At 41.1% G+C, this 24,088-nt stretch carries 22 protein-coding genes; 19 read left to right on the top strand and 3 right to left on the bottom strand.

Features of this window, described 5'->3' with window-relative positions:
- The first annotated feature begins 46 nt into the window (after window positions 1-46).
- From C772_RS07180 to wecB, 12 genes are all read left to right on the top strand, one after another.
- The gene (locus C772_RS07180; protein WP_008298674.1) at window positions 47-1,882 is read left to right on the top strand and encodes a polysaccharide biosynthesis protein; all 1,836 of its coding nucleotides are present in this window, start codon (window positions 47-49) and stop codon (window positions 1,880-1,882) included.
- A 123-nt stretch (window positions 1,883-2,005) separates the two neighbouring features.
- The gene (locus tag C772_RS07185) at window positions 2,006-3,247 is read left to right on the top strand and encodes an O-antigen polymerase (protein ID WP_152419724.1); all 1,242 of its coding nucleotides are present in this window, start codon (window positions 2,006-2,008) and stop codon (window positions 3,245-3,247) included.
- Between the two features lie 21 nt (window positions 3,248-3,268).
- Window positions 3,269-4,471, top strand: coding sequence for a DegT/DnrJ/EryC1/StrS family aminotransferase (locus tag C772_RS07190; RefSeq protein ID WP_008298677.1), 1,203 nt, complete (start codon window positions 3,269-3,271; stop codon window positions 4,469-4,471).
- Window positions 4,464-5,057: a sugar transferase gene (locus C772_RS07195; RefSeq protein ID WP_008298679.1), complete on the top strand. Its 594-nt coding sequence runs from the start codon at window positions 4,464-4,466 to the stop codon at window positions 5,055-5,057. The genes C772_RS07190 and C772_RS07195 overlap by 8 nt, the downstream gene beginning before the upstream one ends.
- A 13-nt stretch (window positions 5,058-5,070) precedes the next feature.
- Window positions 5,071-5,730 carry an acetyltransferase gene (locus C772_RS07200; RefSeq protein ID WP_008298681.1) on the top strand — a complete coding sequence of 220 codons (660 nt, stop codon included), beginning with the start codon at window positions 5,071-5,073 and terminating at the stop codon, window positions 5,728-5,730.
- A gap of 11 nt (window positions 5,731-5,741) precedes the next feature.
- Window positions 5,742-6,947, top strand: coding sequence for an ATP-grasp domain-containing protein (locus tag C772_RS07205; RefSeq protein WP_008298683.1), 1,206 nt, complete (start codon window positions 5,742-5,744; stop codon window positions 6,945-6,947).
- Window positions 6,948-6,965: 18 nt separating this feature from the next.
- Complete coding sequence (locus C772_RS07210; RefSeq protein ID WP_008298684.1) at window positions 6,966-8,213, top strand: glycosyltransferase family 4 protein; 1,248 nt, start codon at window positions 6,966-6,968, stop codon at window positions 8,211-8,213.
- Window positions 8,213-9,526, top strand: a complete 1,314-nt coding sequence (locus C772_RS07215) for a nucleotide sugar dehydrogenase (protein ID WP_008298687.1) — start codon at window positions 8,213-8,215, stop codon at window positions 9,524-9,526. Before C772_RS07210 ends, C772_RS07215 begins: the two co-directional genes overlap by 1 nt.
- A 1-nt stretch (window position 9,527) precedes the next feature.
- A complete protein-coding gene (locus C772_RS07220; RefSeq protein ID WP_008298690.1) occupies window positions 9,528-10,619 on the top strand; it encodes a glycosyltransferase in 1,092 nt (363 codons plus the stop codon).
- 44 nt (window positions 10,620-10,663) lie between these two features.
- A complete protein-coding gene (locus C772_RS07225; RefSeq protein WP_051059419.1) occupies window positions 10,664-12,094 on the top strand; it encodes a lipopolysaccharide biosynthesis protein in 1,431 nt (476 codons plus the stop codon).
- 31 nt (window positions 12,095-12,125) lie between these two features.
- On the top strand, window positions 12,126-13,184 hold the full coding sequence (locus tag C772_RS16090; protein WP_008298694.1) for a sugar-transfer associated ATP-grasp domain-containing protein: 1,059 nt from the start codon (window positions 12,126-12,128) through the stop codon (window positions 13,182-13,184).
- 90 nt (window positions 13,185-13,274) lie between these two features.
- A complete protein-coding gene (gene wecB, locus C772_RS07235; RefSeq protein WP_008298695.1) occupies window positions 13,275-14,375 on the top strand; it encodes a non-hydrolyzing UDP-N-acetylglucosamine 2-epimerase in 1,101 nt (366 codons plus the stop codon).
- A gap of 96 nt (window positions 14,376-14,471) precedes the next feature.
- Here wecB and C772_RS07240 read toward each other — a convergent pair whose 3' ends face one another.
- Together C772_RS07240 and C772_RS07245 are read right to left on the bottom strand one after the other, a co-directional pair.
- A complete protein-coding gene (locus C772_RS07240; RefSeq protein WP_008298697.1) occupies window positions 14,472-15,821 on the bottom strand; it encodes an ABC transporter permease in 1,350 nt (449 codons plus the stop codon).
- On the bottom strand, window positions 15,799-16,488 hold the full coding sequence (locus C772_RS07245; RefSeq protein ID WP_008298699.1) for an ABC transporter ATP-binding protein: 690 nt from the start codon (window positions 16,486-16,488) through the stop codon (window positions 15,799-15,801). The genes C772_RS07240 and C772_RS07245 overlap by 23 nt, the downstream gene beginning before the upstream one ends.
- Window positions 16,489-17,389: 901 nt before the next feature.
- Between C772_RS07245 and dctP the strand changes: the two genes are divergently transcribed.
- From dctP to C772_RS07275, 6 genes are all read left to right on the top strand, one after another.
- Window positions 17,390-18,469 (top strand): TRAP transporter substrate-binding protein DctP, encoded by a 1,080-nt coding sequence (dctP, locus tag C772_RS07250; RefSeq protein ID WP_008298700.1) that lies wholly within the window; start codon window positions 17,390-17,392, stop codon window positions 18,467-18,469.
- Between the two features lie 12 nt (window positions 18,470-18,481).
- Window positions 18,482-18,979 (top strand): TRAP transporter small permease subunit, encoded by a 498-nt coding sequence (locus tag C772_RS07255; protein WP_008298702.1) that lies wholly within the window; start codon window positions 18,482-18,484, stop codon window positions 18,977-18,979.
- Complete coding sequence (locus tag C772_RS07260) at window positions 18,976-20,295, top strand: TRAP transporter large permease (protein ID WP_008298703.1); 1,320 nt, start codon at window positions 18,976-18,978, stop codon at window positions 20,293-20,295. Before C772_RS07255 ends, C772_RS07260 begins: the two co-directional genes overlap by 4 nt.
- Window positions 20,296-20,315: 20 nt before the next feature.
- Window positions 20,316-21,215: a 4-hydroxy-tetrahydrodipicolinate synthase gene (dapA, locus tag C772_RS07265; protein ID WP_008298705.1), complete on the top strand. Its 900-nt coding sequence runs from the start codon at window positions 20,316-20,318 to the stop codon at window positions 21,213-21,215.
- Between the two features lie 119 nt (window positions 21,216-21,334).
- Complete coding sequence (locus tag C772_RS07270) at window positions 21,335-21,877, top strand: helix-turn-helix domain-containing protein (protein WP_008298706.1); 543 nt, start codon at window positions 21,335-21,337, stop codon at window positions 21,875-21,877.
- A gap of 162 nt (window positions 21,878-22,039) precedes the next feature.
- Window positions 22,040-22,375, top strand: coding sequence for a hypothetical protein (locus C772_RS07275; RefSeq protein WP_152419726.1), 336 nt, complete (start codon window positions 22,040-22,042; stop codon window positions 22,373-22,375).
- A gap of 204 nt (window positions 22,376-22,579) precedes the next feature.
- Here the strand turns inward: C772_RS07275 and C772_RS07280 are convergent, their stop codons facing one another.
- The gene (locus C772_RS07280) at window positions 22,580-23,353 is read right to left on the bottom strand and encodes a DUF2935 domain-containing protein (RefSeq protein WP_008298712.1); all 774 of its coding nucleotides are present in this window, start codon (window positions 23,351-23,353) and stop codon (window positions 22,580-22,582) included.
- Between the two features lie 191 nt (window positions 23,354-23,544).
- Between C772_RS07280 and C772_RS07285 the strand changes: the two genes are divergently transcribed.
- A complete protein-coding gene (locus C772_RS07285; protein ID WP_008298713.1) occupies window positions 23,545-24,021 on the top strand; it encodes a pyridoxamine 5'-phosphate oxidase family protein in 477 nt (158 codons plus the stop codon).
- The last annotated feature ends 67 nt before the right edge of the window (window positions 24,022-24,088 follow it).

The following is a 24,088-nucleotide window of genomic DNA, read 5'->3' on the forward strand; positions in this document are numbered from 1 at the left end:
CCTATGGTAAAATAGACCCTTATGTAACTTGAAAGGAGTTAGGTGTGTGACGCATCCAAAACGTTTGATCTTGTTAGGATTCATCGACTCCTGCATTGTCTTTTTCTCAATCTATGTCAGCTTCCTGCTTTTGCATCCGGCAGCGGATGTACTGGAATCCAAAACACTCCTGCTTAGTGCTCTGACGATCTTTGTCGCCCATCACCTGACCGCAGCCTATTACGGGCTGTACCGGAAAGCTTGGGCCTATGCATCAGTCGGAGAATTGAAAGCCATCTTCAAGGCGGTAACCATCTCGATCGCCACGATTGCAGTCGTCCAGATGATCGTACTGCAAGACATCTATGTACGGGTTCTCGCAATCACCTGGATGCTTCATATGATCCTCATCGGCGGCTCCCGGTTTATGTGGAGAGTGTACCGCGACTCGATCACCAAACGCCTAAAGCTAAGCGGAAGACGCACAATGGTCGTCGGTGCGGGACAAGCCGGAACCATGGTTGTCCGGCAGATGAAGCAGAATCCTCAGAACGGCCTCATGCCTGTCCTGTTCGTTGATGACGATAAGACGAAGCAGCATCTCGACATCTACGGGGTGAACGTTGCCGGAGGATCAAAGGAAATCTCTCAACTCGTCAAGGCCCACAATATCGAGAATATTGTCATCGCTATTCCATCCATGTCCAAAACTGAGATGGCAGATCTTACCAAGGCCTGTGTCGACACCGGGGCCCGCACCCAGACCATCCCAAGGATTGAGGATGTAATGACGGGCAAGGTCTCTGTCAACGATATCCGTGACGTGAAGATCGAAGACCTCCTCGGCCGCGAGGAAGTCGAACTCGATATGAAAGCCATCGCCAATAAGCTGCAAAACAAAACGATTCTTGTTACGGGCGCAGGCGGGTCGATTGGGTCGGAAATCTGCCGGCAGGTTATGAAGTTCAAACCGGATAAGTTGCTACTTCTTGGCCACGGTGAAAACTCAATCTACCTGATTGACCGTGAACTTCGTGGATTAAAGCAATCTGAAACCGAAATCGTTCCGATTATCGCAGATGTACAGGATCGGGAACGGATCTTCGATACAGTTGCCGAACACGCACCGGACGTCATCTATCACGCCGCAGCCCACAAACACGTCCCGCTTATGGAAGCAAATCCATTCGAGGCGGTAAAGAACAACATCTTCGGCACGAAGAATGTTGCAGAAGCAGCGGACACATTCGGCGTTGGCCATTTCGTCCTTGTCTCTACAGACAAGGCGGTCAACCCGCCAAACGTCATGGGCGCAACCAAACGCTTTGCGGAAATGGTCGTCCAAAACCTGGCTAAGAACAGTAAAACTAAGTTTGCAGCAGTCCGATTTGGTAACGTCCTCGGATCTAGAGGATCTGTGGTTCCGCTCTTCAAAAAGCAAATTGCTGCAGGCGGTCCTGTGACGGTCACGGACGAGCGTATGACCCGCTACTTCATGACTATTCCGGAGGCATCCCGCCTTGTAATTCAAGCCGGCACACTCGCCAGTGGTGGTGAAGTATTCGTTCTCGACATGGGTGATCCCGTGAAGATTGTCGATCTTGCCAAAAACCTCATCAAGCTGTCGGGCTATGAGGTCGAAGAGATCGGCATCACTTACTCAGGCATGCGGCCGGGAGAGAAGCTTTACGAAGAACTTCTCGATCCTTCAGAAATCCAGCAAGAACAGGTCTTCCCGAAAATTCATATCGGAAGAGCTACACCGATTGGTAGTTCGGAACAACAATATATCCTGGACAAGCTCCTTGATATGAAAGAGGACGAATTAAGGATTACATTAGTTGCTCTTTCAAACAGAAAAATACCTGAATCTCCAAGAGAAACCGAACTTGTCAAGGGGTGAAAAACTACTTGAAATTAAGTGACGGTAAATAAGAAGACTGAAAGGATAACTTTATCTATGAACTTCCTTTTAGCGTTCATACAGCTGATTAGTATAATTGTGTTGTGTATTTATGAGTATAGGATGAAATTTGTTTCAGTTTTTTTGTGGGCTACTCTTTTGGTTATGTTTGGGATTCCGCATTTTCTTTCCGTGGTTTTTAATCAAATGGAATACGGTTATAATGTTATGATCAAAGCATCAATATTTGTTATTTTATTCAATTCAATCTATCTCTTTTCAAGATTTATGTTGTGGAAAATTGGTAAGAAAAGAAAAAACATTATAACTCTTAAGGAACATAGTGCTATACAAATATCTCATTCGCATTTTCCCAGCAGGGAAAAACTGCTTTATGTATTTTTCTTTGTAGGCTTAATAGCTTCGTTTGTTGCATTGTTGCTTTACACTAATTTCTACTTAGGTAGTATCTTTAATGCAAATTGGGGTAGCTTTTATGTGATTGGGCAGAATTTGGGTTATGGGAACGTATTGAAATACACTAATCTTCTCTTTTTTGCAACGGCTGGGGTGGCATTGGTTTTTCGATTAAATGGTAAAAAGAAACTTTTCGTAATATCTTCTATATTGGTTCTTTTCTACTCTTTAATTACTGGTAATAGAATTACAATTTTGCCGCTATTTATAGCTTTAATTATTCCATATGTCTTCAATGAGAAACGGAATATATCCTTAAAACAAGTGATCTTTTTTACTACAGCAGGATTGGTAGTTATATATTCAGTATACTTTTTAAGATTATTGAGAATTTATGGTGGGTTTTATTTATTGATGAGTAATTTTGATTTTTGGGGGATTAACAACCAAATAATAACTATGCTATTGAGTGGAGATGGTGAACTAAGTTTAAGAAATACATTTTACCGTTTCATCGAAATTGATAATGATTGGCCTGGTTTTAACGAAGCTCATACTTATATTAGGTTGTTATTAATCGCAATTCCCACATCTCTCTCCTTTGGGTTAAAACCACCAGATTTCGCCATAACGATGGGCAGTGCGTCACTCAATAATATTTATAATACAAAATCTTCAATGCATCCAACACTTTATGGTGATGTATTCGCTAATTTATGGTGGTTTGGTATTTTTTTGGGTGTTTTTTGGGCTATACTGAATTCTATAGTTGATAATTTTGTTAATAGGAGAAGTTTTGTGATAAAAGCTATGTTAATAGTTTTGTTTGGTGTGGTTTATGTGATTGCAGGAAGAGGATCTGTTTACAATGGGTTTTTTATAGGATATACAGGCTGTATTATTATTTTCGTAGTCTTCTTAATGACAAGATTGAGGCTAAGTAAATAACATTATTTGGAGGAATAAATAGTGAAAAATATAACATTTTCACCGCCAGATATAACTGAAAGAGAAATTGAAGAAGTTGTCAAAACAATGAAAACTGGCTGGATTACAACTGGACCAAAAACAAAAAAATTCGAAGATGAAATCGCTAAATTTGTTGGAGTCAAAAAAGCTGTTTGTTTAAATTCGGCAACGGCAGCTATGGAACTAATTCTTAGAATATTAGGAGTCGGGCCAGGTGATGAAGTTATTACTACTGCGTATACATATACCGCTACAGCTTCTGTAATTAATCATGTAGGAGCAAAAATAGTATTAGTAGATACGGCTCCAAATTCATATGAAATGGATTATTCTATGTTGGAAAAAGTGATTACTCCAAATACCAAGGTAATAATCCCAGTGGATATAGCAGGAAAAATGTGTGATTATGACAGGATTTACGATGTTGTAGAAAAAGTTAAAATGAAGTATAAACCAAGTAACGACATACAGAGCTTATTTGGAAGAATTGTTGTGCTTGCAGATTCTGCGCATGCATTTGGTGCCGTTAGAAATGGTAAAAATTGCGGACAAGTTGCGGATTTCACTGTGTTTTCATTCCATGCAGTTAAAAATCTTACTACATCAGAAGGTGGAGGGATTGTTTGGAGAAACGATAACGGCCTTGATGATAAGTGGATGTATAATGAGTTAATGCTATATAGTTTACATGGTCAATCAAAAGATGCACTTTCTAAGTCGCGGATAGGTGCATGGGAATATGATATTATTTACCCGGGTTTTAAATGTAATATGACTGACATTAACGCAAGCATTGGACTGATTCAATTAGAGAGATATGAAGAATTATTAAGTAGAAGAAAGGAAATAATTAAGAGATTTGACTATGGATTAAAAGATTTAGATGTTGAATTGATAGAACATTATGGCGAACTATACTCATCTTCAGGTCATCTCTACCTAACTCGAATAAAAGGAATCGGTGAAAAACAAAGGAATAATATTATTAACAAATTGGCAGCAGAAGGCATTCCATGTAATGTTCATTATAAGCCCTTACCTATGTTAACAGCATACAAGAGGATGGGGATGGATATTAAAAATTATCAAAATGCATATAAACAATACGAGAATGAAATTACCCTTCCTCTACACACACAATTAAGTGATGAACAAATAGAATATATTATAAGTAAATTTAGGCGGTATGTCGCAAATGAATAATATTTATGAAAAATTCGGAAAAAGAGTATTTGATATATTGGTTGCGATTTTTGCGTTACCTTTTTGGCTATTGATTTTTATCTTTGTTGCGCCAACAATATATATCACTGACAGAGGCCCAATTTTTTATAATTCATCAAGGTTAGGAGAAAATGGGGCAGTTTTTAAAATGTATAAATTTCGTTCTATGATTGTGAACGCCCCGGATATAAGAAATAATGATGGATCCACATATAATTCATTAGATGACAAACGGTTAACATCCATAGGACGTTTCATTAGATCTACAAGCATCGACGAAACCCCCCAAATATTAAATGTTTTAAAGGGGGATATGAGTATCGTAGGCCCACGGCCTGATTTGCCGAGTGCCATTACTAAGTATAACGAATTCCAAATAAAAAGATTAAAAGTCAAACCAGGAATTACTGGATATAGCCAAGCTTTCTTTAGAAACTCAATTTCAAGTGAACAAAAATATGAAAACGATATATATTATACTGAAAACGTTTCTTTATCTTTAGATATTAAGATTATAATTTATACAATAAAGAATACAGTAAAAAGAAACAATATCTACCAATGAACTGGAGACGAAAATGAAAGACTTAATTATATTTGGAGATTCTCAATTTGCTAAAATAATAAAATGGTATATTGATAATGATAAAGATCCTCGAAAAGTAGTTGCATTTTGTAAGGAAAAACAGGGAACCGATAAAGATTTATTTGAAGGATTACCATTAGTAGACTTCTCCTACATTGAAAAATTATATCTTCCTCAAAAATATGAAATCTTATTGGCAATAGGTTATAAAAATATGAATAAAATAAGAGAAAGAATTTTTAAAGAATGTAAAAATAAAGGATATAGTATTGCTTCATACTTTCATTCGTCGTCAATAATAGAGGCTAAAAGTATTGGTGAAGGTAATATTATCCTTGAGCGTTCTCTTCTATGTCCTTTTGTTTCTATTGGAGATGGCAATCTGATATGGAATAACGTGTCAATTGCTCATGATTCAATTATTGGTGACTTTAATACTTTTTCTGGAATGGCGGCTATAGCAGGAAATGTCCAAATAAAGGATAATTGTTTTTTTGGAAAGGCCAGTGTGGTAAAAGACCATGTTTCTATTGATAGTTTTTCTTTAGTTGGTGCCGCAGCATATTTAAGCGAAGATATACCTCCATATACCGTAGTTGCTGCAAATAAAGGGACTATTTTAAAAGGGAAAAAAAGTACACATTTTTTATGAGGAATGAGTGCATGAAAAAGAAAATTATGATTTTAGGAGCTAGTATCTTACAACTTCCTGCTATAAGAGCGGCCAAGGAAATGAATTTAGAAGTAATCGCTGTTGATATAGACAAAAACGCAATTGGATCAACAGAAGCTGATATCTTTGTTAATAAAAGTACAAATGAAATTCCCTCAGTGATAGAGGCCGCTAAATATTATAAAATTGATGGAATAATAACATTAGCAAGTGATTTGCCTATGAGAAGTGTAGCAGCTGTGGTTAATGAACTTAATTTAACTGGAGTATCAATAGAAACAGCAGAGTTAACAACAAACAAATATCTAATGCGAGAAGCTTTAAACAACAAAAGTATACCTGTTCCGAATTTTAAGAAGGCTAAAACCGTTTCAGAATTTCTGGAGTTGTTAAATGACTTCAATGATGACATCATAGTAAAACCAGCTGACAGTTCGGGCAGTAGGGGCGTTACTAAAATCCATCAAAAGGACGATGTGGAAACAAAAAAAGCAGCGTTCCACAAGAGTTTATCTTTTTCAGTTGCAAAAGAGGTAATTGTTGAGGAATTTATGATTGGTCCAGAAATTAGTGTTGAAACCATAAGTATGAATGGCCATGTATCTGTACTTGCTATCACTGACAAAGTTACTACTGGCGCACCTAATTTTGTTGAAGTTGGTCACTCTCAACCAAGTATTTTATCGATTGAGATTATAAAAAAAGTGGAGGAAATATCAAAAGCCTCTATTAAAGCATTAGGCATATATAATGGACCCGCACATATTGAAATAATTATAACTAGTGAAGGACCTAAAATAGTTGAAGTTGGAGCAAGGCTTGGGGGAGATAATATTTCCACGCATTTAGTTCCCTTATCAACTGGTATTGATATAGTAAAAGCTACGATTGATATATCTTTGGGTAACCAACCGAAATTAACGTTTACTAAGAACGGTGGTGCAGCTATAAAATATTTTTATCCAAAGGACACTGGAACCCTTAAAGGAATTTATAATCTTAACAAAGCTAGGATGATTGAAGGGATTAAGCAAATCACCGTAACAAAGAAAAAAGGAGACAAAGTAATAGGCGGAAAGGATTTAGAGAATAGCACTGATAGACTCGGTTTTATTATATCGCAGAGTGAAGATAACCAATCTGCAATAGAGAAATGTGATAAAGCGGTATCTTTATTACACATCGAAATTGAATAGAAGGAAAGGAAGTTCTTATTGAATATATGGATAGTTTCATCTGGAGAACCACTACCTATTGATCCTGGAAAACCACGACTTAGAAGGATGGGGTTATTGGCGGATGTATTAAATAAATTGGGCCATGACGTTCATTGGTTTAGTTCCTCTTTTCATCATTATAAAAAAGAACATAGAAGTTTGCAGAATAAAGATATAGCAATTAATGATATGTATACTATCCATCTATTAAAAACTAAAGGGTATAAAAGGAATATATCCTTACAAAGAATAATGAATCAGAGAGAATTAAGTGAAAAGTTTAATATTAAGGCAGAAAGTCTCAAGAAACCTGATGTAATAATTGCGACAATGGCACCTTTACAACTCTCTAAAAGTGTGGTCGAGTTTGGGGAAAAGAACAATATCCCAACAGTAATAGATATAAGAGATCTGTGGCCAGAAATATATTATGAAGCCTTTAATGGTTGGAAGAAAAAACTTATCATACCGTACGTCAAGTATTCCGAAAAGAGATTAATTAGCACATTAAGAAAATCCACCTCTATAATCGGTGTAACTCCAGGCTTTTTAGAATATGGACTGAACTTAGCAAAAATACAAAAGAGAAAATATGACGATGTTTTTTATACTTCGTATAAACAACCAGATTATAATAAGTATAAAAATAGATTTGAAGATTATTGGGGCCAATATGGACTCAAAAAAGATGATTTTATAGTTACCTTCTTGGGGAACTTTGGTAGGCAATTCGTGCTAGAGCCTGTTATTGAAGCTGCAAGAAAACTCTCTCACATCAAGGGATTGAAATTTGTTTTATGTGGTACTGGAGAATCTTTAGATCGAATTAAAAGCAATACTAAAGATACAGAAAACATTATTTTTCCTGGTTGGATTGAGGAAAAACAAATTTACTCTCTTTTATCAAACTCAGATCTTGGTATAGCACCATACAAAAATAGTATTAACTTTACTAAGAATACGCCAAATAAGTTTGGGGAATACCTTTCGGCATCTTTGCCTATTCTCATGAGTGTAGATGGGATTATGGAGGACTTGGCAGAAAAATATAATTGCGGAAGGAGATACCGAACCTCGGAAGAATTAGCAAAATATATTATTGAGTTTAAAAATAACTCTCAAAAATTATGCGCGATGAAAAAGAATGCAGAGCAATTATACCAAGATAAATTTAATGCTGAAGAAGTTTATCAAAAACTTTCATTGCATTTAACAACCATAGTGAAAGAAGTAAGGAGCAAATAATGATTAATTACGAGAATTTGATTAAACAAGAAAAGATAATATCAATAATAGGATTGGGCTATGTAGGATTGCCATTAGCAATTGAATTAGCAAAGAAATTTAAGGTAATAGGATACGATAATAACTCTGAGAAAATCCAAAAATACCTTAATGGCATTGACATTACACAGGAAGTGGGCGATACCGAAGTTAAACAAACTTCCATGCGCTTCACAACTAATGAAGAGGAGTTAAAACAAGCTGATTTTCATATAGTTTCAGTACCAACTCCGATTAATTCTGATAAAACTCCTGATTTAAAACCAGTAATTAGTGCGAGCGAAGTTATAGGTCGCAACTTAAATGAGGGTGCAATCGTAGTATATGAATCAACTGTTTATCCGGGTACAACGGAGGAGGTTTGCATTCCTATATTAGAGAAGGAATCAGGCTTGAAATTTGGCAAACAATTTAAAGTTGGTTATTCACCAGAAAGAATAAATCCAGGTGACAAAAAAAATACATTAACAAAGATTAAAAAGGTAGTCTCTGGTTCTGATGATCAAGCACTTTCGCTCATTGCAAAAGTTTATGGTGAAATAATTAAAGCTGGAATTCATAAAGCGGAGTCAATTAAAGTTGCAGAAGCAGCAAAAGTCATTGAAAACTCTCAACGAGATATAAATATAGCTTTTATGAACGAATTATCACTAGTGTTCAATCGAATGAATATAGATACTAAAGAAGTATTAAAAGCAGCAGGAACAAAGTGGAATTTCCTCGACTTTAAACCAGGTTTAGTAGGGGGGCATTGTATAGGGGTAGACCCATACTATTTTATTTATAAAGCAGAACAGTTAGGTTACCATTCGCAAATTATTACGGCTGGTCGCAAGATTAATGATGATATGCCTAAGTTCGTGTCCTCAAGTGTAATTAAAGAAATGATAAAAGCAGATATTCCAATAAAAGGATCAAGTATTGGTTTATTAGGTATTACGTTTAAAGAAAATTGTCCTGATGTAAGAAATACTAAAGTGATAGACATAATAAATGATTTGAAAGAATTAGGGGTTAATATAATTGTATATGATCCATGGGCAAACCCGGTAGAAGTAGAAAGGGAATATGGTATTAAGCTAGCTCATAAAGATGATTTGAAAAATCTAGATAGCATTATTTTAGCTGTAGGACATGATGAATTTCAAAAACTTACAATAAGTGATTTTAATGATTTTTATAAACGTGAAACAAGAAAAGTCTTTATTGATATAAAAGGAATTCATGATAGAAAAAAACTTACACAGAATAGTTTTATTTATTGGAGCTTATAATATGAAGATTTTGGTTATTGCAGAGGATTACTCAGAGGTAGGAAGGGTTTCTTTACATTATATCCATAGTAGAAATAATTGGTATAAACAATCCGGTATTGATGTTAAAGTCATTTCATTTAAAGCGAAACAAAACTATACTTATGAAGATATCCAGGTCTATACATTCGAAAATTTTACTGAAAATCCTGATTTCTTTAAGAGTGATATCCTAGTTTCACATGCACCTAATATAAAAAATCATTATAAATTTATTAAGAAGTATCATTATTTGTTTTCTGATATAGTCTTTTTCTTCCACGGTCACGAAGTCTTAAAAACATCAGAGATTTATCCACAACCATATAAATACCTTAAAAAGAAATCTCAATATCATTCCATTGAAAGGAAGATATATGATTACTTTAAGTTGAAGATTTGGAGGTCTTTCTTTATTAAAATATCACACAAATCTCAATTTGTATTTGTAAGTGAATGGATGCTTGAGATGTTTTACAAGTATGTGAAGGTACCCCGGGAAACTTTAGCTGGCAGAAGTCATGTTATTTACAATTGTGTTGGGGAAACCTTCGAGAAAGAATCCTTTGAAAGTGAAACCCAAAAGTTTTATGACTTTATCACAATACGTAGCAACTTAGATGGTTCGAAATACGGGATAGACATAGTTAGAAATTTGGCGTTAAATAACCCCGATTATAAATTTTGTGTAATCGGAAAAGGTAAATTCTTCGAACATAATTCAAAACCGGATAATCTAACTTTAATTAAGAAAAATCTTTCCCACTCTGAAATTATTAATTATTTAAATAGGTCAAGATCTGCTTTAATTCCAACAAGAGTGGATTCTCAGGGAGTTATGGCTTGTGAATTCGCTACATTTGGGATTCCTGTCATTACCTCAGATATCTCAATATGCAGAGAAGTATTTTTGGGATTTGAAAATGTTTCTTTTATTAATAATGATAATCCTAAAATAAATCTCGGAACTATCTTAGAAAGATTTCCTCAAATTAAAGAAAAAAATACAAAATATTTCTCGGAACATACAATTGAAGAAGAGATTAAGCTCTTCCAAGAAATAATTAAAAGGTGAGTGGAATTTCCGACGAGTTTTCATTTCTTGTTGGAAGAATGTATATGAACAAACTTTTATCGAAATTCTTAACGTATTTCTTAGGAAGTGGATTAGCTTTAATAGTAGGTGCAATTACTACAATTATAAGTACAAGGATTTTCCCCCCTACAGACTTCGGTAAATTTTCCATGTTTACTTTAGCGGTTAACTTAATAATGATATTAATTATATTTGGGACAGACCAAGCTTTTGTTAGATTTTACTATGAAGAAGAAGAAAAGAATAGAACCACTTTATTTATAAATACACTGAAAATGCCTGTAATTTTAACTGTGTTTTTTGTTTTCTTCATTATTATTTTTAAGGAAAAAATCAGTTTATTGCTCTTTGGCGAAATAGAAGAACAGGTTGTTTGGATTCTTATAATAAGCATATTATTCCAAGTATTATTCAGATTTGCATTATTAGTCATACGGATGGAGCAAAAAGGAATACTTTACTCTATTGTTACTGTAGTTAATAGATCCCTCAATTTGTTGTTAATTATTCTTTTTATTATTTTCTTTACTGCAGATTATAAGCTTCTTATCTATGCTTTTTCTTTCGCATTAATATTAGCTACATTTCTTGCGATATTTAAAGAGAAAGCTTTTTGGTGTAAATCTTTGCTGAAACACAGCAAAATAGCATTGCATTCTCAAAAGGAAATATTAATATATAGTTTTCCCTTAATGATTACAATATTAATTACCTGGCTGTTTCAATCCTTCGATAGATTTGCTATTAGATATTGGGCTAATTTTGAAGAATTGGGCATATACACAGCTGCATTTCAAATTGTTGCCTTATTAAAAGTTATAGAGTCTGCTTTTACAACCTTTTGGGCCCCGGTTAGTTTCCAAAGATTTCAAGATTCTCCGCTTGATTTTAATTTCTTTTCTAAAATAAGCAAGGCGTTAGCATTCGTACTGTTTTTTATTGCAATAATAATTATCCTCCTAAAAGATTTAATAATATTTCTATTGGGCGTTGATTACAATGCGGCTAAAGTAGTTATACCGTTTTTAGTTTTCATGCCTATTATGTACACATTGTCAGAAACTACTGTGATAGGAATAAATTTTTATAAAAAAACTCATTGGCATATATTAATAGCACTAATTTCATGCGTTTTTAATATAATTGGAAATGCTTTATTAGTTCCGGATTTTGGTGCAGTTGGAGCAGCAATTTCTACGGGTCTATCATATATCGTATTCTTTTCTTTAAGAACGCATATTTCATTAAGATACTATAAGGTGGATTTTGGACTAAAGAAAGTGTACTTTTTTATTGGACTTCTGACTGTATTTGCATTAGTAAATATAATATGGCCATTAGAATTATTCACATATATTTTCGGTGTTATATTAATTTTTATGCTGTGCATGTTTTATAAAAAGGAAATTGTTTTTATTTTTGGTTTGATAAATAAAAAAAGTAATAATATATGAGGAGTAATATACATTAAATGGAGGATTAATGATGTCCATAAAAAAGAAGTTCTTGTCCTTGGCAAAAGCAGCAAATGTTCACAGAAACTTTTATCTTAAGGAAAAAAATTCACGATTACGAACAAATTTTGTTAAAAGAATTAAGTGGATGTCAAAAGGGTTTTTGAGCGAATCTGAATATATATACAATCTAAATACGAACGATTATAAAGACTATCTTTCAGACCGTTCACGATATAAAACTATGTACCTTAATTCTCCTTATTCTTTTATTTTAAAGGATAAGGTAGTCTTTGAAGCTATGTATAAATACCATTTTAAAGTACCAATAAGCTATGCTTTTATATCAAAGGGTAAAATTTCTTCACTTGACAGCAAGCATTCAATAAAAACAATTTCGGATATCTTTTCCTTCCTCGAGGAAAATCAAGCTTGTGTTTTTAAGCCTGCGAGAGGGGATGGGGGAAAGGGAATTTTTATTCTGAAGCGTATCGAAAAAAAGTATTACTTAAATTCGAGTGAAGTCCTGCCTCAGCAAATTGAAGAGTTGGTGTACAGTATGGATGATTATTTTATGAGCGAATACCTAATACAAGGCGAATTTGCAAATGCGTTTTATCCAAGTACTACCAATACATTGAGGATCGTTACAATGGTTGATGAAGAAACTCAAGAAGCTTTTATACCGATAGCTGTGCAAAGAATAGGAAATTCTAAATCTTCTCCAGTTGATAATTGGACTGCTGGGGGGTTAAATGCAAGGATTAATCTCGAAACAGGTGAACTAGGAAAAGGTGTTTCATTTCCATTTAATGAAAAACTAATGTGGTATGATAAGCATCCAGAGTCTGGAGAGCAAATAGAAGGCAAGGTTATTCCAATGTGGAATGAAATAAAGAAGGGCATCTTGAGAGCGGCGTCTTCATATCCTTATATAAAGTACGTGGGGTGGGATGTTGTTTTGCTTGACAAAGGCTTTGCTATACTAGAAGGCAATAACGTACCCGATGTGAATTTGTTGCAGGTTCATACTCCATTGTTAAAAGAGCCTAAAGTAAAGAAGTTTTACAAACAACATAATATATTATGAGTTTAAACCTTTATATCGCAATACCGAAAAGCGTGTTTGAAAGGGCTGATTATTTTTATTTAAGACTTAATAAGAGATTGGAGATACATTATGAAGAAAACAGTATTAATAGTTTTCGGAACTAGACCTGAAGCAATAAAAATGTGCCCCTTAGTAAAAGAACTAAAAACAAGAGAAGCGCTAAAGACAATTGTTTGTGTAACCGGACAACACCGCGAAATGCTTGATCAGGTATTACATGCATTTGACGTCCAACCGGACTATGATCTATCCATCATGAAGGCAAAGCAAAGTCTCTTTGATGTAACCATCAATATTCTAGAAAAGATGAAAGCTGTCCTTGAGGAAGTGAAGCCGGATGTGGTCTTGGTGCATGGAGACACGTCTACAACGTTCGTGACTTCATTAGCATGCTTCTACCTGCAAATCCCAGTCGGCCATGTCGAGGCGGGCCTGCGTACATATAATATTTATTCGCCATACCCTGAAGAGTTCAACCGACAGGCAGTCGGACTTGTGGCTAAGTACCACTTCGCTCCTACAGAAACCTCCAAGGAAAACCTAGTGAAGGAAGGGAAGAACGCGGAAGACATCTATGTCACGGGTAACACAGCAATTGACGCTCTTAAGACGACTGTTCTAGAAGATTACCGTCATAAGCAGCTCGAATGGGCATCGGATAGCCGATTAATTATGATTACCGCACACCGCCGTGAGAATCTCGGCGAGCCGATGAGAAACATGTTCCGTGCAATTAAGCGGATTATCGATGAACATTCGGATATTAAGGCGATCTATCCAATCCATATGAATCCGGTTGTAAGGGAAGCGGCCAACGAAATCTTGGGAGACTCCGATAGGGTAAGAATTATTGAGCCACTAGAGGTACTGGACTTCCATAACTTCCTTGCACAGTCCTATATGATACTTACAGATAGCGGCGGCATCCAGGAAGAAGCCCCGAGCCTTGGTAAGCCCGTTCTGGTTATGCGTGATACTACAGAACGCCCGGAAGGCATTGCTGCAGGGACACTTAAGTTAGTTGGAACTGATGAAGAGACAATTTATAACACCTTTAAGCAACTGCTAGAGGATGAAGAAAAATATGCAAAGATGAGTAGGGCGAGTAACCCTTATGGAGATGGTTTTGCTAGTAAACGGATTGCGGATGTTTTGGAGAAGCATTTATAAGCATAAAAGGGACCGAAGAGAAACAGCGTTTTCTCTTCGGTCCCTTATTTTTGAGTATCTTAGAACTCGCGGGGGAGTGGTTACTGGTGGGGCTATCTATTCAAACCGCAACGCCCGACTAGGCTGCAACCTAGCTGCCTTAATCGCCGGATAAACCCCACAGACAATGCCAATTAGAATAGAAGATCCAAGTGCTAGCTGAACAACCCACATAGGCAGAACAAGTGGGAAGATTGTGATGGATTCGTTCCACCATGTGACAAATCCATATCCGAGCAACAGTCCTATGATTCCTCCTGCCAGGCAGAGAAGGATGGTTTCAAAGAGAAATTGGAATAAGATCTCAATAGTAGAGGCGCCCAATGCTTTACGAATCCCGATTTCCCGGGTCCGTTCCCGGACAGACATCACCATCACGTTCATGATACCTGCGCCGCTGATGACGAGTGCGGTGGTCGTGATGCCGATCAGCATGACCTGCAGGATTCTGGTGACCGTGTCGATGGCATCCAGCATCTCGGTTTGCTTGACCGTACTGAAGTCGGTTTCGGGATGGTTGATTCCAACTGCTCCATGCACGTCTTTTTCCGCCTGAGCCAGGTTGTCGATCGAGTCCGCTTTGACATAAATGCTCGTCAGGTTTTCCGTGCTGGTCACCTCGAGTGCAGTTTGGACCGGCATGAGTATGCTGTTATCGGATGTCATGCCGAGTGTGGCTTCGGATTCCAGAACGCCGATGACGGTAAAGCTTTCTCCCTGGATGGTGACTTCCTTACCGACCAGGCTTTCTCCTTCAGCCGGTGCTTCTGCGGCACTGACAGATGAGCCGGTCAGTCTATCCAAGAGCTTCTGCCACCAGGCTTTCTTTGGTACTGCCTGCTGTGCCGGATCTGTTTCGGGCAGTTCCTGTTTCTGATTGAGGAGGGAAGCGTGGATTCCGCTCCCGAGCACGACTACCCGGTTTTTATTGGCCCCTTCGTCATTCGTGAAAAATCGCCCTTCTTCAAGGGTCGTATGTAAGACTTCCTGGTAGGATTCACTCGTACCCACGAGCATGCCTTCCACCGTGGTCGGCTCTCCGTTTCCATTGTCGTACTGGATGCGGCCTACCGTTTCCAGCATAGGGGTCACAGACTTGACGGATTCCAGTTTCCCGATCTCCTCGGCGTCGGTATTGGTCAATGTGCTTGGCGTACCGGACACGCCGCTGAGGAAATTATGGGCTCCGCCTTCGTCCTTCAGAACACGCCCAGGCATGACCATGATCTGTTCCGCGCCGAGACCGCCCATCTGCTTCATCACCGTATCCTTGACACCCAAGGAAATGGCGGAAAGGGCGATGACGGCAAATACACCGATGACCACGCCGAAGATCGACAGCAGCACACGGAACTTATTGCTCCAAATCCCGAGAAGCGCCATCTTAAAGGCTTTGAACAGTCTCATAAGCTTGCTCCTTTATCTGTCCGCCTTTTAAATACAGAATTCGTTCCGCCCGTTTCGCCACTTCCGGATCATGGGTGATTAGGATGATCGTCACCCCGCGCTGATGCAGCTCGTCGAAAATCTCCAGGATTGACTCCGTCGTCTTCTCATCCAAACTCCCAGTCGGCTCATCCGCCAGAAGCAAGGAAGGCTCATTCACAATCGCACGCGCAATCGCCACACGCTGCTTCTGCCCGCCCGAAAGCTGATGCGGCTTCGCCTTCAGCTTTCCCTCGAGTCCTACCATGGCGAGCGCTCTTTTGACCCGAGCCCGCTTTTTCGACTGCCACTTCCGCTGATATGAGAGGGGGAGGAGCACATTCTGATACACAGACAGATTTGGGATCAGCTGATAATTCTGGAACACAAACCCGATCTCCTCGTTCCGCAAGAGCGTCAGCTTCCCATTCCCCATCCGATGAACCTTCTTATCACGAAATATGTACTCACCGCCATTCGGCCGCTCCAGCGTCCCAAGGATATTCATCAACGTACTCTTCCCCGTACCCGAAGCCCCCATAATCGCCACATACTCACCCTCATCAAGCTCAAAATCCAGTCCCTCCAAAACCGACTCCCTACCCGCAGCCGACCGATAGGACTTACTGATATTCGATAACCGGATCATCTGAAAACCTCCCACTTCGTCAGCAATCGACACGTTTCACCCCGTACCCTCTATCTTTAACACGAAAACTAGCTGATGAAAATGGACAGAAAGACGTGAATTGAGCGGGGGAGCAGGGGAACCACCAATGATTGGGTTACAAATGACACAGTTAACAAACAGTAGGCGAATGAGTTCTTCCCAATTGCTCTCGAATTCCTACCAAGGGGCACCCGAGTTCCTACCTGCACCCGTCCGAGCTACTACCTCCGGTGTCTGAATCTTAACGAATCCGGGGTGAGTGTTTATCTGGCACAGGTAAATGGTTACCTAGAAGCAATGCCGCAAGGCATTCTTCAAAAACGAAAAGAAAAAGCCACTGCCCGCATGGTCCTGGCAGACCATGCGGGCAGTGGCTAAAACATTCACCTTGGGCTACGAATATGAAATGGATTTGAGCTCATGAATACGTGCTTTTTAAAGTGATCATCTAACAGACGTGCATGCGAGTTTCTACATCTTGTACCTGAAAGTCATCCGCCATTGCTCTGATCACCCTCATCTTGCAACCAAGGCATTCTCGGCCATGGACTGAAGAACAGCCTTTCCATCATGTACCGGACACAACATGTACGTTGGACACGTTTGAGGAGGCTCTTAAAGAGTCTTCAACCAGAAGTCATCCTGCATTCAGACAATGATTCCACTACACCGATCTGAGGATCAGAAACACCTCAAAGACGTGCAAATTAGCCAATCGATGTCCCTAAGAGGAAAAGCCATATACGGCTCTAAACGGAATTAATTTCACTCACAGTGAAATATTTATTGACTTTACGCATATGGTGAAATAATATAACTAATATTCAGTCTAATCGAGGACTGAAAGTTCGTCTAACAGAATCAAAAGGGGGCTGGTTGGATGAAAAAGAAGGTATGGGGACTTCTGTTTTTGGTGGCTATATTGCTTTTGAGTGCGTGTCAATCCTATCAGACGATTCCGGAGGGGGAAGCCAGAGTCTACAAGTGGAGGATGGTGACTCACCAGATTCCTGGCACAGCAAGATATGAAGGAACGGTCGTCCCGTTCGTCAAAGCGGTGGAAGACATTACAGGGGGGCGCCTGATCATCGAACCGTTCGGTGCCAATGTTCTTTTCCCGAATGATGAGACGTTTGATATGGTGAAGAACGGCGTGGTGGAGCTGGCGGCTGTTTACACAGGCTTCTGGACAGGAAAGGATCCGGTGTTTGCGCTTGGGGGAGGCACAATTCCCGGAGATCCAATTGCGAATTTCGATGAACACTTCTATCGTTCTGATCAACTTCAGCCGATTATAGATAAGGCTTATGAGAAGCACGGCATCAAAAATTTGGGGGCTTTTGACTATGCCCCCGAAGAAATCCTCATGTCAAAGGTGCCTATTCGTTCTCTCCAGGATTTCAAAGGGAAAAACATTCGGGCTGCAGGTGTTGCGAGCTTATATTACGGGAAACTTGGTGCATCGGCCATCTCGTTGTCAGCGCCGGAAATCTATACAGGTTTGCAACTCGGCACTGTTGACGCGGCAGAGTTCAATGACTATCTCGTCAACGGAGAAATGGGGCTGGATGAGGTCACGAAATACGTAGTTGAACCGGCTCTGCATGTAGGTCCGAGTACAGACAAAGAATTGATTGTAAACCCAAAGGCATGGGATGAACTGCCAGATGATCTGAAAGCGGCATTGTATGTTGCCCGTGACAAAGTACGGTACGAATCGGCTATTGCATACGGCGTGGAAAGTCGGAAGGCCATGAAAGAGTGGGAGGAAAACACGGACATCGAGTTCATTCAGCTTCCAGAGGAAGATGTCGAGGAGATGCGCCGGCTCGGCTTTGAACTGCTCAATGATTATAAGGAAAAAAGTGATTTGAGCAGGGAGTATGTGGAAGAGTATGCGAAGGTTCTCGCGGAATTGGGATACACGGAAGAAGCGAAAATCTTGGGCTATGGGGAATAAGGCGGTGATCAGATGAACGTACTATTAAGAGGGATCGAGACTTTGTCAGCACTTATGGGGAAATTGGCTGGGTTCTTGATGATCCCGTTAACACTAGTCATCGTCTATACCGTCATTCTCCGGAGATTCTTCTCAAATGCCCCTGACTGGGGTTTTGAAGTCCCAATATTCCTGTTCGGGATGATGATCTTGCTTTCAGGAGCAGACACGTTGAGGGTCAAGGGGCATATTGCCGTCGATATCATCCAGAAGTATGTATCTGAACAATGGGGACGTATTTTGACCACTTTTGGGCTTTTGATTGTCTTACTTGTAAGCGCATTCTTGGTGTTTAAGGGGTTGGATTCAGCAATCGAATCGACGAAAATCATGGAACGGTCTTCTCATCAGAGTTCATTTAACCCTCAAATCTGGTGGTTTAAATGGTTTATCCCCATCGGGGGCCTGCTAATCTGGCTTCAGGCATGGGTGGAGATCTATAAAGTATGGCGCGGAGGTGATGCAAGATGATGCTCATCTTTGAATACGCGCCGATTGCCATGTTTGTTCTGTTGCTGCTTCTCCTGTTCCTCGGCGTACCGATTGCGTTTTCACTCGCTTCAACCGGGATTTTATTTGCCCTGATGATGTGGGGGATTGACAGTACGGCGCTGCTGACAAGTGCCACATGGGGAATCATGAACAACTTCACGCTCATTGCCATTCCATTGTTTATCCTCATGTCGGTGCTGCTTGAAAAGACTAACATTATCTCTGAGCTTTTCGACGCTGTGTATAAATGGTCCGGAGGTTTGCGCGGTGGCCTCGCCATCACGGCCATCGTCGTCGGAGCCATTATCGGGGCAATCTCCGGCGTCGTTGCGGCGGGTGTAATCGGGCTCGGCCTGATCGCACTTCCACAGATGATGAGATACAGATACAACGAAACGCTGAGCCTTGGGTCGATTATGGCCGGCGGGACACTCGGCCAGCTGATTCCTCCGAGCCTGAACATGGTCGTTTACGGTGCCATTACAGGTGTTTCGGTTTCCAGTTTGTTTGCAGGCGGGCTCAGTGCCGGAATGATGTTGATTCTGCTGTTCATTGCATACATTCTCTTCCAGGCCTACCGGAAAGAAGACGTGGCACCGGCTCTTGCTAAAGAGGATCGCGCCACAACCGAGGAAAAGTTTGCTTCGCTGAAATCCATCTTTCTGCCGATGCTTCTTATCATCCTCGTACTCGGTTCTATTTTCACGGGAGCAGCAACACCGACCGAAGGGGCGGCAGTTGGAGTGCTGGGCACGGTCATCATCGGTGTCATCTCCAAGCGGTTGAGCTGGACGAAAATGAAAGAATCCATCTATGAATCCATGAAGATGACCGGGATGGTCGGATGGATTTTGATTGGTGCAGCAGTCTTCAGCGCGGTCTTCTCCGGAGTTGGGGGCAATCAATTTGTTTCCGAGATGGCAGCCAATGCACCGGGGGGCAAATGGGGAATTCTCTTCTTCGCCCTTGCATTCATCATTGTGCTCGGGATGTTTCTGGAAACGATGGCACTTATCATGCTCGCCACACCGATCATTACGCCGGTCGTCGTCAATGCAGGATTTGATCCGCTTTGGTGGGCAATCATTTTCATGGTCGTTCTGCAGATGGCATTCCTGACACCGCCATTCGGCTTTGCAATTTTTTACTTGAAGAGCGCAGTTGGTGAGAAAGTCACCATCGGCAAGATCTACCGCGCAACCGTGCCGTTTATCATTATTCAGCTAATCGCGGCCATTCTGCTGATTGTATTCCCGCAGTTGGCAACATGGCTGCCTGAATTGCTAAGTAAATAAATTTAATGGAGGTATTAGAGATGGAAGAATTTAAGGGAGTTTATCCAGTGCTCGTTACACCAATGAACGAGGATGGAAGCATTGACTGGGAAGGCTTTGCAGAGAACATCGAGTATTACATCGGAGAAGGGGTTGATGGTCTTGCCATCAATGGCAGTACAGGAGAATTTGTCAGTTTGACTAAGGATGAACGGTTTAAGGCAGTGGAAGTCGCAGTCAAGCAAGTGAATGGACGCCTGCCGCTTATTGTCGGTACAGCGGCTGAAACAACGGCCGATGCGATTGAATACACCCGCCAGGCTGAGGAAGCGGGTGCGGATGGTGCATTGCTGATCAACTCTTACTATGCCCATCCGAAAGAAGAAGAAATCTACCAACACTTCAAGGCAGTTGCAAAGGCAGTCTCCTTCCCGGTCATGATCTACAACAATCCGTCTACGAGTGGAGTAGACATCTCAGTTGAAACCATTCTTCAGGTCGGAAGAGACGTAGGCAACATTACTCATATCAAAGAATCAAGCGGGGAAATCCGGAAAGTCCGGGATATTTCACGGCAAGGCAAAGGATTCATCAAGACGTTCTGCGGAGCAGACGATATGGTGCTTGAATCGTTCCTCGTTGGGGCAGTAGGCTGGATTTCAGTGGCCGGCAACATCGCTCCCCGCACAGCAAAAGAGTTATTTGCCTCATTTGAAGCGGGGGATTTGGAAAAGGCGTGGGAAGCCTATGACCGATTATTGCCGCTCTGTAACTTCCTCGAAGGCTCGGGCAAATATGTGCAGATCGTCAAGCGAGCTATGGAACTAAAGGGGCTCGCTGGAGGACCACCACGAAAACCACGGCTGGGACTCACTGGTGAGGAAGAAGAGAGACTGACGAGGCATATGCAGGAACTTGGAGAACTAAAGGTTACTCAATGACAGATAGGATCCCAGAGTGTAAATACGCTCTGGGATTTTATTGCACTGAGACAAAATTTAGAAACGTGATGATAGAATAGTATGGAAAGAAGCGGATAACGAATCAGGAGTGAGGAGTCATGGATAACCAAATCGGGGAAGAATTCAAGCGGATTCGCAAAGAAAGAAAAATGACTTTGCGGGAACTAAGTGAAAAAAGCGGACTGTCAGTGAGCTTCCTATCGCAAGTCGAACGCGGAATCAGCACCGTTACATTCACCTCGCTCCGTAAAATCGCGGAAGCCCTCGGTGTGAGTGTCAATTTCTTCTTCGAACCTGAAGAAGACACTCCGATTAAAAAGAGGTCCCTGAAGAAAAGCGCCGACCAACCCAACTTCACATACACCAGCCTGGCGGGAGACCTTGACCAACCAAAATTCACTCCCGCCCGAATCGAACTTAAGGCAGGCGAATCCCAAACCGCCCCCTATTCCCACCAAGGTGAGGAGTTTGTATATGTGCTAGAGGGGGAGCTGAAAGTGATGCTCGAAGGGCACGAAGAAATCCTTTATCCACACGAATCACTTCATATCGATTCAACGAAAGAACACACATGGTATAACGAGACAGACAAGCCGGTCGTGTTGTTGGTGGTGAGTACGAATGAAGATGGTAGAGACTGAGAAGTAAGCCTCGGAGTTAGTAATCTCTCTGAAGTATACCTGACCATACGGGGAGTATTTCCTTTTTAACAAGCTTACCCTTGAATCAAAGGTGACACCCCAAGGTCTTATAACCGAACCCCCACCCAATGAATAAGATGAGGGGAGGTTTAGGAAGGGGGAATGAAGATGACTGGCAATTACGGTCAATGGTCGGCGGAGCAAGATGATGTGAAGTGGCATGTTGGTCCGGATCTTTCCATTCCGTATATGGATGGACCGTTTGAACATGATCAGGACTCTATGTATGAAGAACAGCCGGCTCTGTTTGTTCAGGATCAATTTATGGATAATATGGGTCCGGTCTACGCTGTTCCGTCTTTTTCATGGCAACAGGGGGACAGTTACGGGGCAGGAGGCGGACAGTGGCAGCCATATGGGCAATATCCTCAAATGCCGATGCCGTGCTGTATGCGCTGCGGATATTCCCCATGGATGGAGCAGGGCTTCTGGTACTAATCGAACCGCGAACATGAAAACCACCTGTTGCCAGGTGGTTTTGTTAGTTATTCGGATTGACTTTGGCTACGGAGCACTGATCTGCCATGGGGCATTGACGGCAATCCCGTAGAGGTTCTTGACTGCCTTTATCGTGTAGGGGCTCAGCGAGTTGAGGGGATGGCTGAGCACTTTTTGGTTTGTCGGTAGCTGTTTTCACCAAACTCACGTGATGATCTCTTCCTCGAGATTCCTCCACAGATGGTGGGCTTCCCGGGCGATGTGTTCCAATAAATCAGGAGGTGACGTGGTAACAGCCGCGCATTGTTTGACCAAATCGTCCAGCTCCAGTTTAAACTCCTCTAAGCTTTTGGCTTCTTTGATGATCATGTTCTTAAATTGGGTCAGGACCGGCAGGGTTTCATTTCTCGGGGTCCGGATCATGGTCTGCAGGGCTGTCGCCTGCATTTGCAGACGCTCAAACTTCTGCATCATCTCCGTCACCCTGAAATTCAACTCATAATTCGATACATCTAAATAATGGCGGATATAGCCCAGGTGATCGGCCATTTGCCTGATCCAAAACACGCATTCATGAATGATGGCATCTGACGGGGAAATCTGAGCGCCGCTCTCGATCAATTGATAAACCCGCTGGGACTCCTCGGATTCCCTCACCATATGGTCCAGGAGAGAAACCGGCGTGGAGATGATGACCTCACAATGCAGTGACTTATCCATCGTGTACGCAAGCAGACTATGGAACTCCTTCGTCGCATGGCGCGCCTCGTCAATCAACTTGCCCACATCGCCCTGCTTCTTAACCGCCTTCTCATACACCTTCCCCAAACGCTGGATATTGTTCAGGTTCGCACGGGCCAACTCCGTCTCATAATGGCTGATCTCACGGTCAAAAAACCGCCCGTGGTCATAATCATTCTGCAACCAAAACGCGATAATCCCGTACGCATCCCGTTCGTAACGATCCGTATACCCCAAGTACCTGGCTCCTTCCTTCCGGTTATGGCATAGCCTTATAGATTGTATTCGATTAGTGGATGGGCTATGAGCGGATAAACGAGCTGCCAGGGTTGAGTGGTTACCCCGGTCACCCGGGTGGTTACCTCGGCACTGAATATCTAACTACTAGAAAGGGTAATCTACCTCTATAACACAAATGAGGTGATTCTATGAAACAAGAAGAAATGGAAACACTCCGAGACCTGATCAAAGGCGTTGACACCGCAATGCTAACGACGGTATCCGATGAAGGACTCGTCTCCCGCCCAATGAAAACACAGGAAGTCGAATTCGACGGCGACCTCTGGTTCTTCACCAAGAAAGAAACCGACAAATACAAAGAAATCCTCCACAACAAAGACGTCAACGTCGCCTACGCCGGCAAATCCTACGTCTCCGTCCGCGGCCGAGCCGAAATCGTCGAAGACATGTCCAAGAAAGAAGAACTTTGGAGCAAAGCCTACGAAAAAATCATGCAAACCACATACGACGACCCCGATGTTATCCTGATCAAAGTCAAAGCAGAAGCCGCAGAATACTGGGAGAGCGGCAGCCTTGTGAAGAACATAGCGTTTATGTACAAGCGGATGACAGGGAAGGATCCGGAGTCGGCGGAGATTAATGAGACGTTGGAGTTGGATAAGTAATTGAGGAGAACAAGAAACGAAACGGTGCCATGGGAGTGACCCATGGCACCGTTTAATTATTCAAGTA

Source organism: Bhargavaea cecembensis DSE10, from assembly GCF_000348905.1.
GTDB classification, from domain to species: Bacteria; Bacillota; Bacilli; order Bacillales_A; family Planococcaceae; genus Bhargavaea; species Bhargavaea cecembensis.

Coding starts and splice junctions, on each gene's coding strand:
- C772_RS07185 (WP_152419724.1), top strand. CDS start 2,006: ATGAAATTTGTTTCAGTTTTTTTGTGGGCTACTCTTTTGGTTATGTTT.
- C772_RS07195 (WP_008298679.1), top strand. CDS start 4,464: ATGAATAATATTTATGAAAAATTCGGAAAAAGAGTATTTGATATATTG.
- C772_RS07200 (WP_008298681.1), top strand. CDS start 5,071: ATGAAAGACTTAATTATATTTGGAGATTCTCAATTTGCTAAAATAATA.
- C772_RS07205 (WP_008298683.1), top strand. CDS start 5,742: ATGAAAAAGAAAATTATGATTTTAGGAGCTAGTATCTTACAACTTCCT.
- C772_RS07215 (WP_008298687.1), top strand. CDS start 8,213: ATGATTAATTACGAGAATTTGATTAAACAAGAAAAGATAATATCAATA.
- C772_RS07220 (WP_008298690.1), top strand. CDS start 9,528: ATGAAGATTTTGGTTATTGCAGAGGATTACTCAGAGGTAGGAAGGGTT.
- C772_RS07225 (WP_051059419.1), top strand. CDS start 10,664: ATGAACAAACTTTTATCGAAATTCTTAACGTATTTCTTAGGAAGTGGA.
- C772_RS16090 (WP_008298694.1), top strand. CDS start 12,126: ATGTCCATAAAAAAGAAGTTCTTGTCCTTGGCAAAAGCAGCAAATGTT.
- wecB (WP_008298695.1), top strand. CDS start 13,275: ATGAAGAAAACAGTATTAATAGTTTTCGGAACTAGACCTGAAGCAATA.
- C772_RS07240 (WP_008298697.1), bottom strand. CDS start 15,821: ATGAGACTGTTCAAAGCCTTTAAGATGGCGCTTCTCGGGATTTGGAGC.
- C772_RS07245 (WP_008298699.1), bottom strand. CDS start 16,488: ATGATCCGGTTATCGAATATCAGTAAGTCCTATCGGTCGGCTGCGGGT.
- dctP (WP_008298700.1), top strand. CDS start 17,390: ATGAAAAAGAAGGTATGGGGACTTCTGTTTTTGGTGGCTATATTGCTT.
- C772_RS07255 (WP_008298702.1), top strand. CDS start 18,482: ATGAACGTACTATTAAGAGGGATCGAGACTTTGTCAGCACTTATGGGG.
- C772_RS07260 (WP_008298703.1), top strand. CDS start 18,976: ATGATGCTCATCTTTGAATACGCGCCGATTGCCATGTTTGTTCTGTTG.
- dapA (WP_008298705.1), top strand. CDS start 20,316: ATGGAAGAATTTAAGGGAGTTTATCCAGTGCTCGTTACACCAATGAAC.
- C772_RS07270 (WP_008298706.1), top strand. CDS start 21,335: ATGGATAACCAAATCGGGGAAGAATTCAAGCGGATTCGCAAAGAAAGA.
- C772_RS07275 (WP_152419726.1), top strand. CDS start 22,040: ATGAAGATGACTGGCAATTACGGTCAATGGTCGGCGGAGCAAGATGAT.
- C772_RS07285 (WP_008298713.1), top strand. CDS start 23,545: ATGAAACAAGAAGAAATGGAAACACTCCGAGACCTGATCAAAGGCGTT.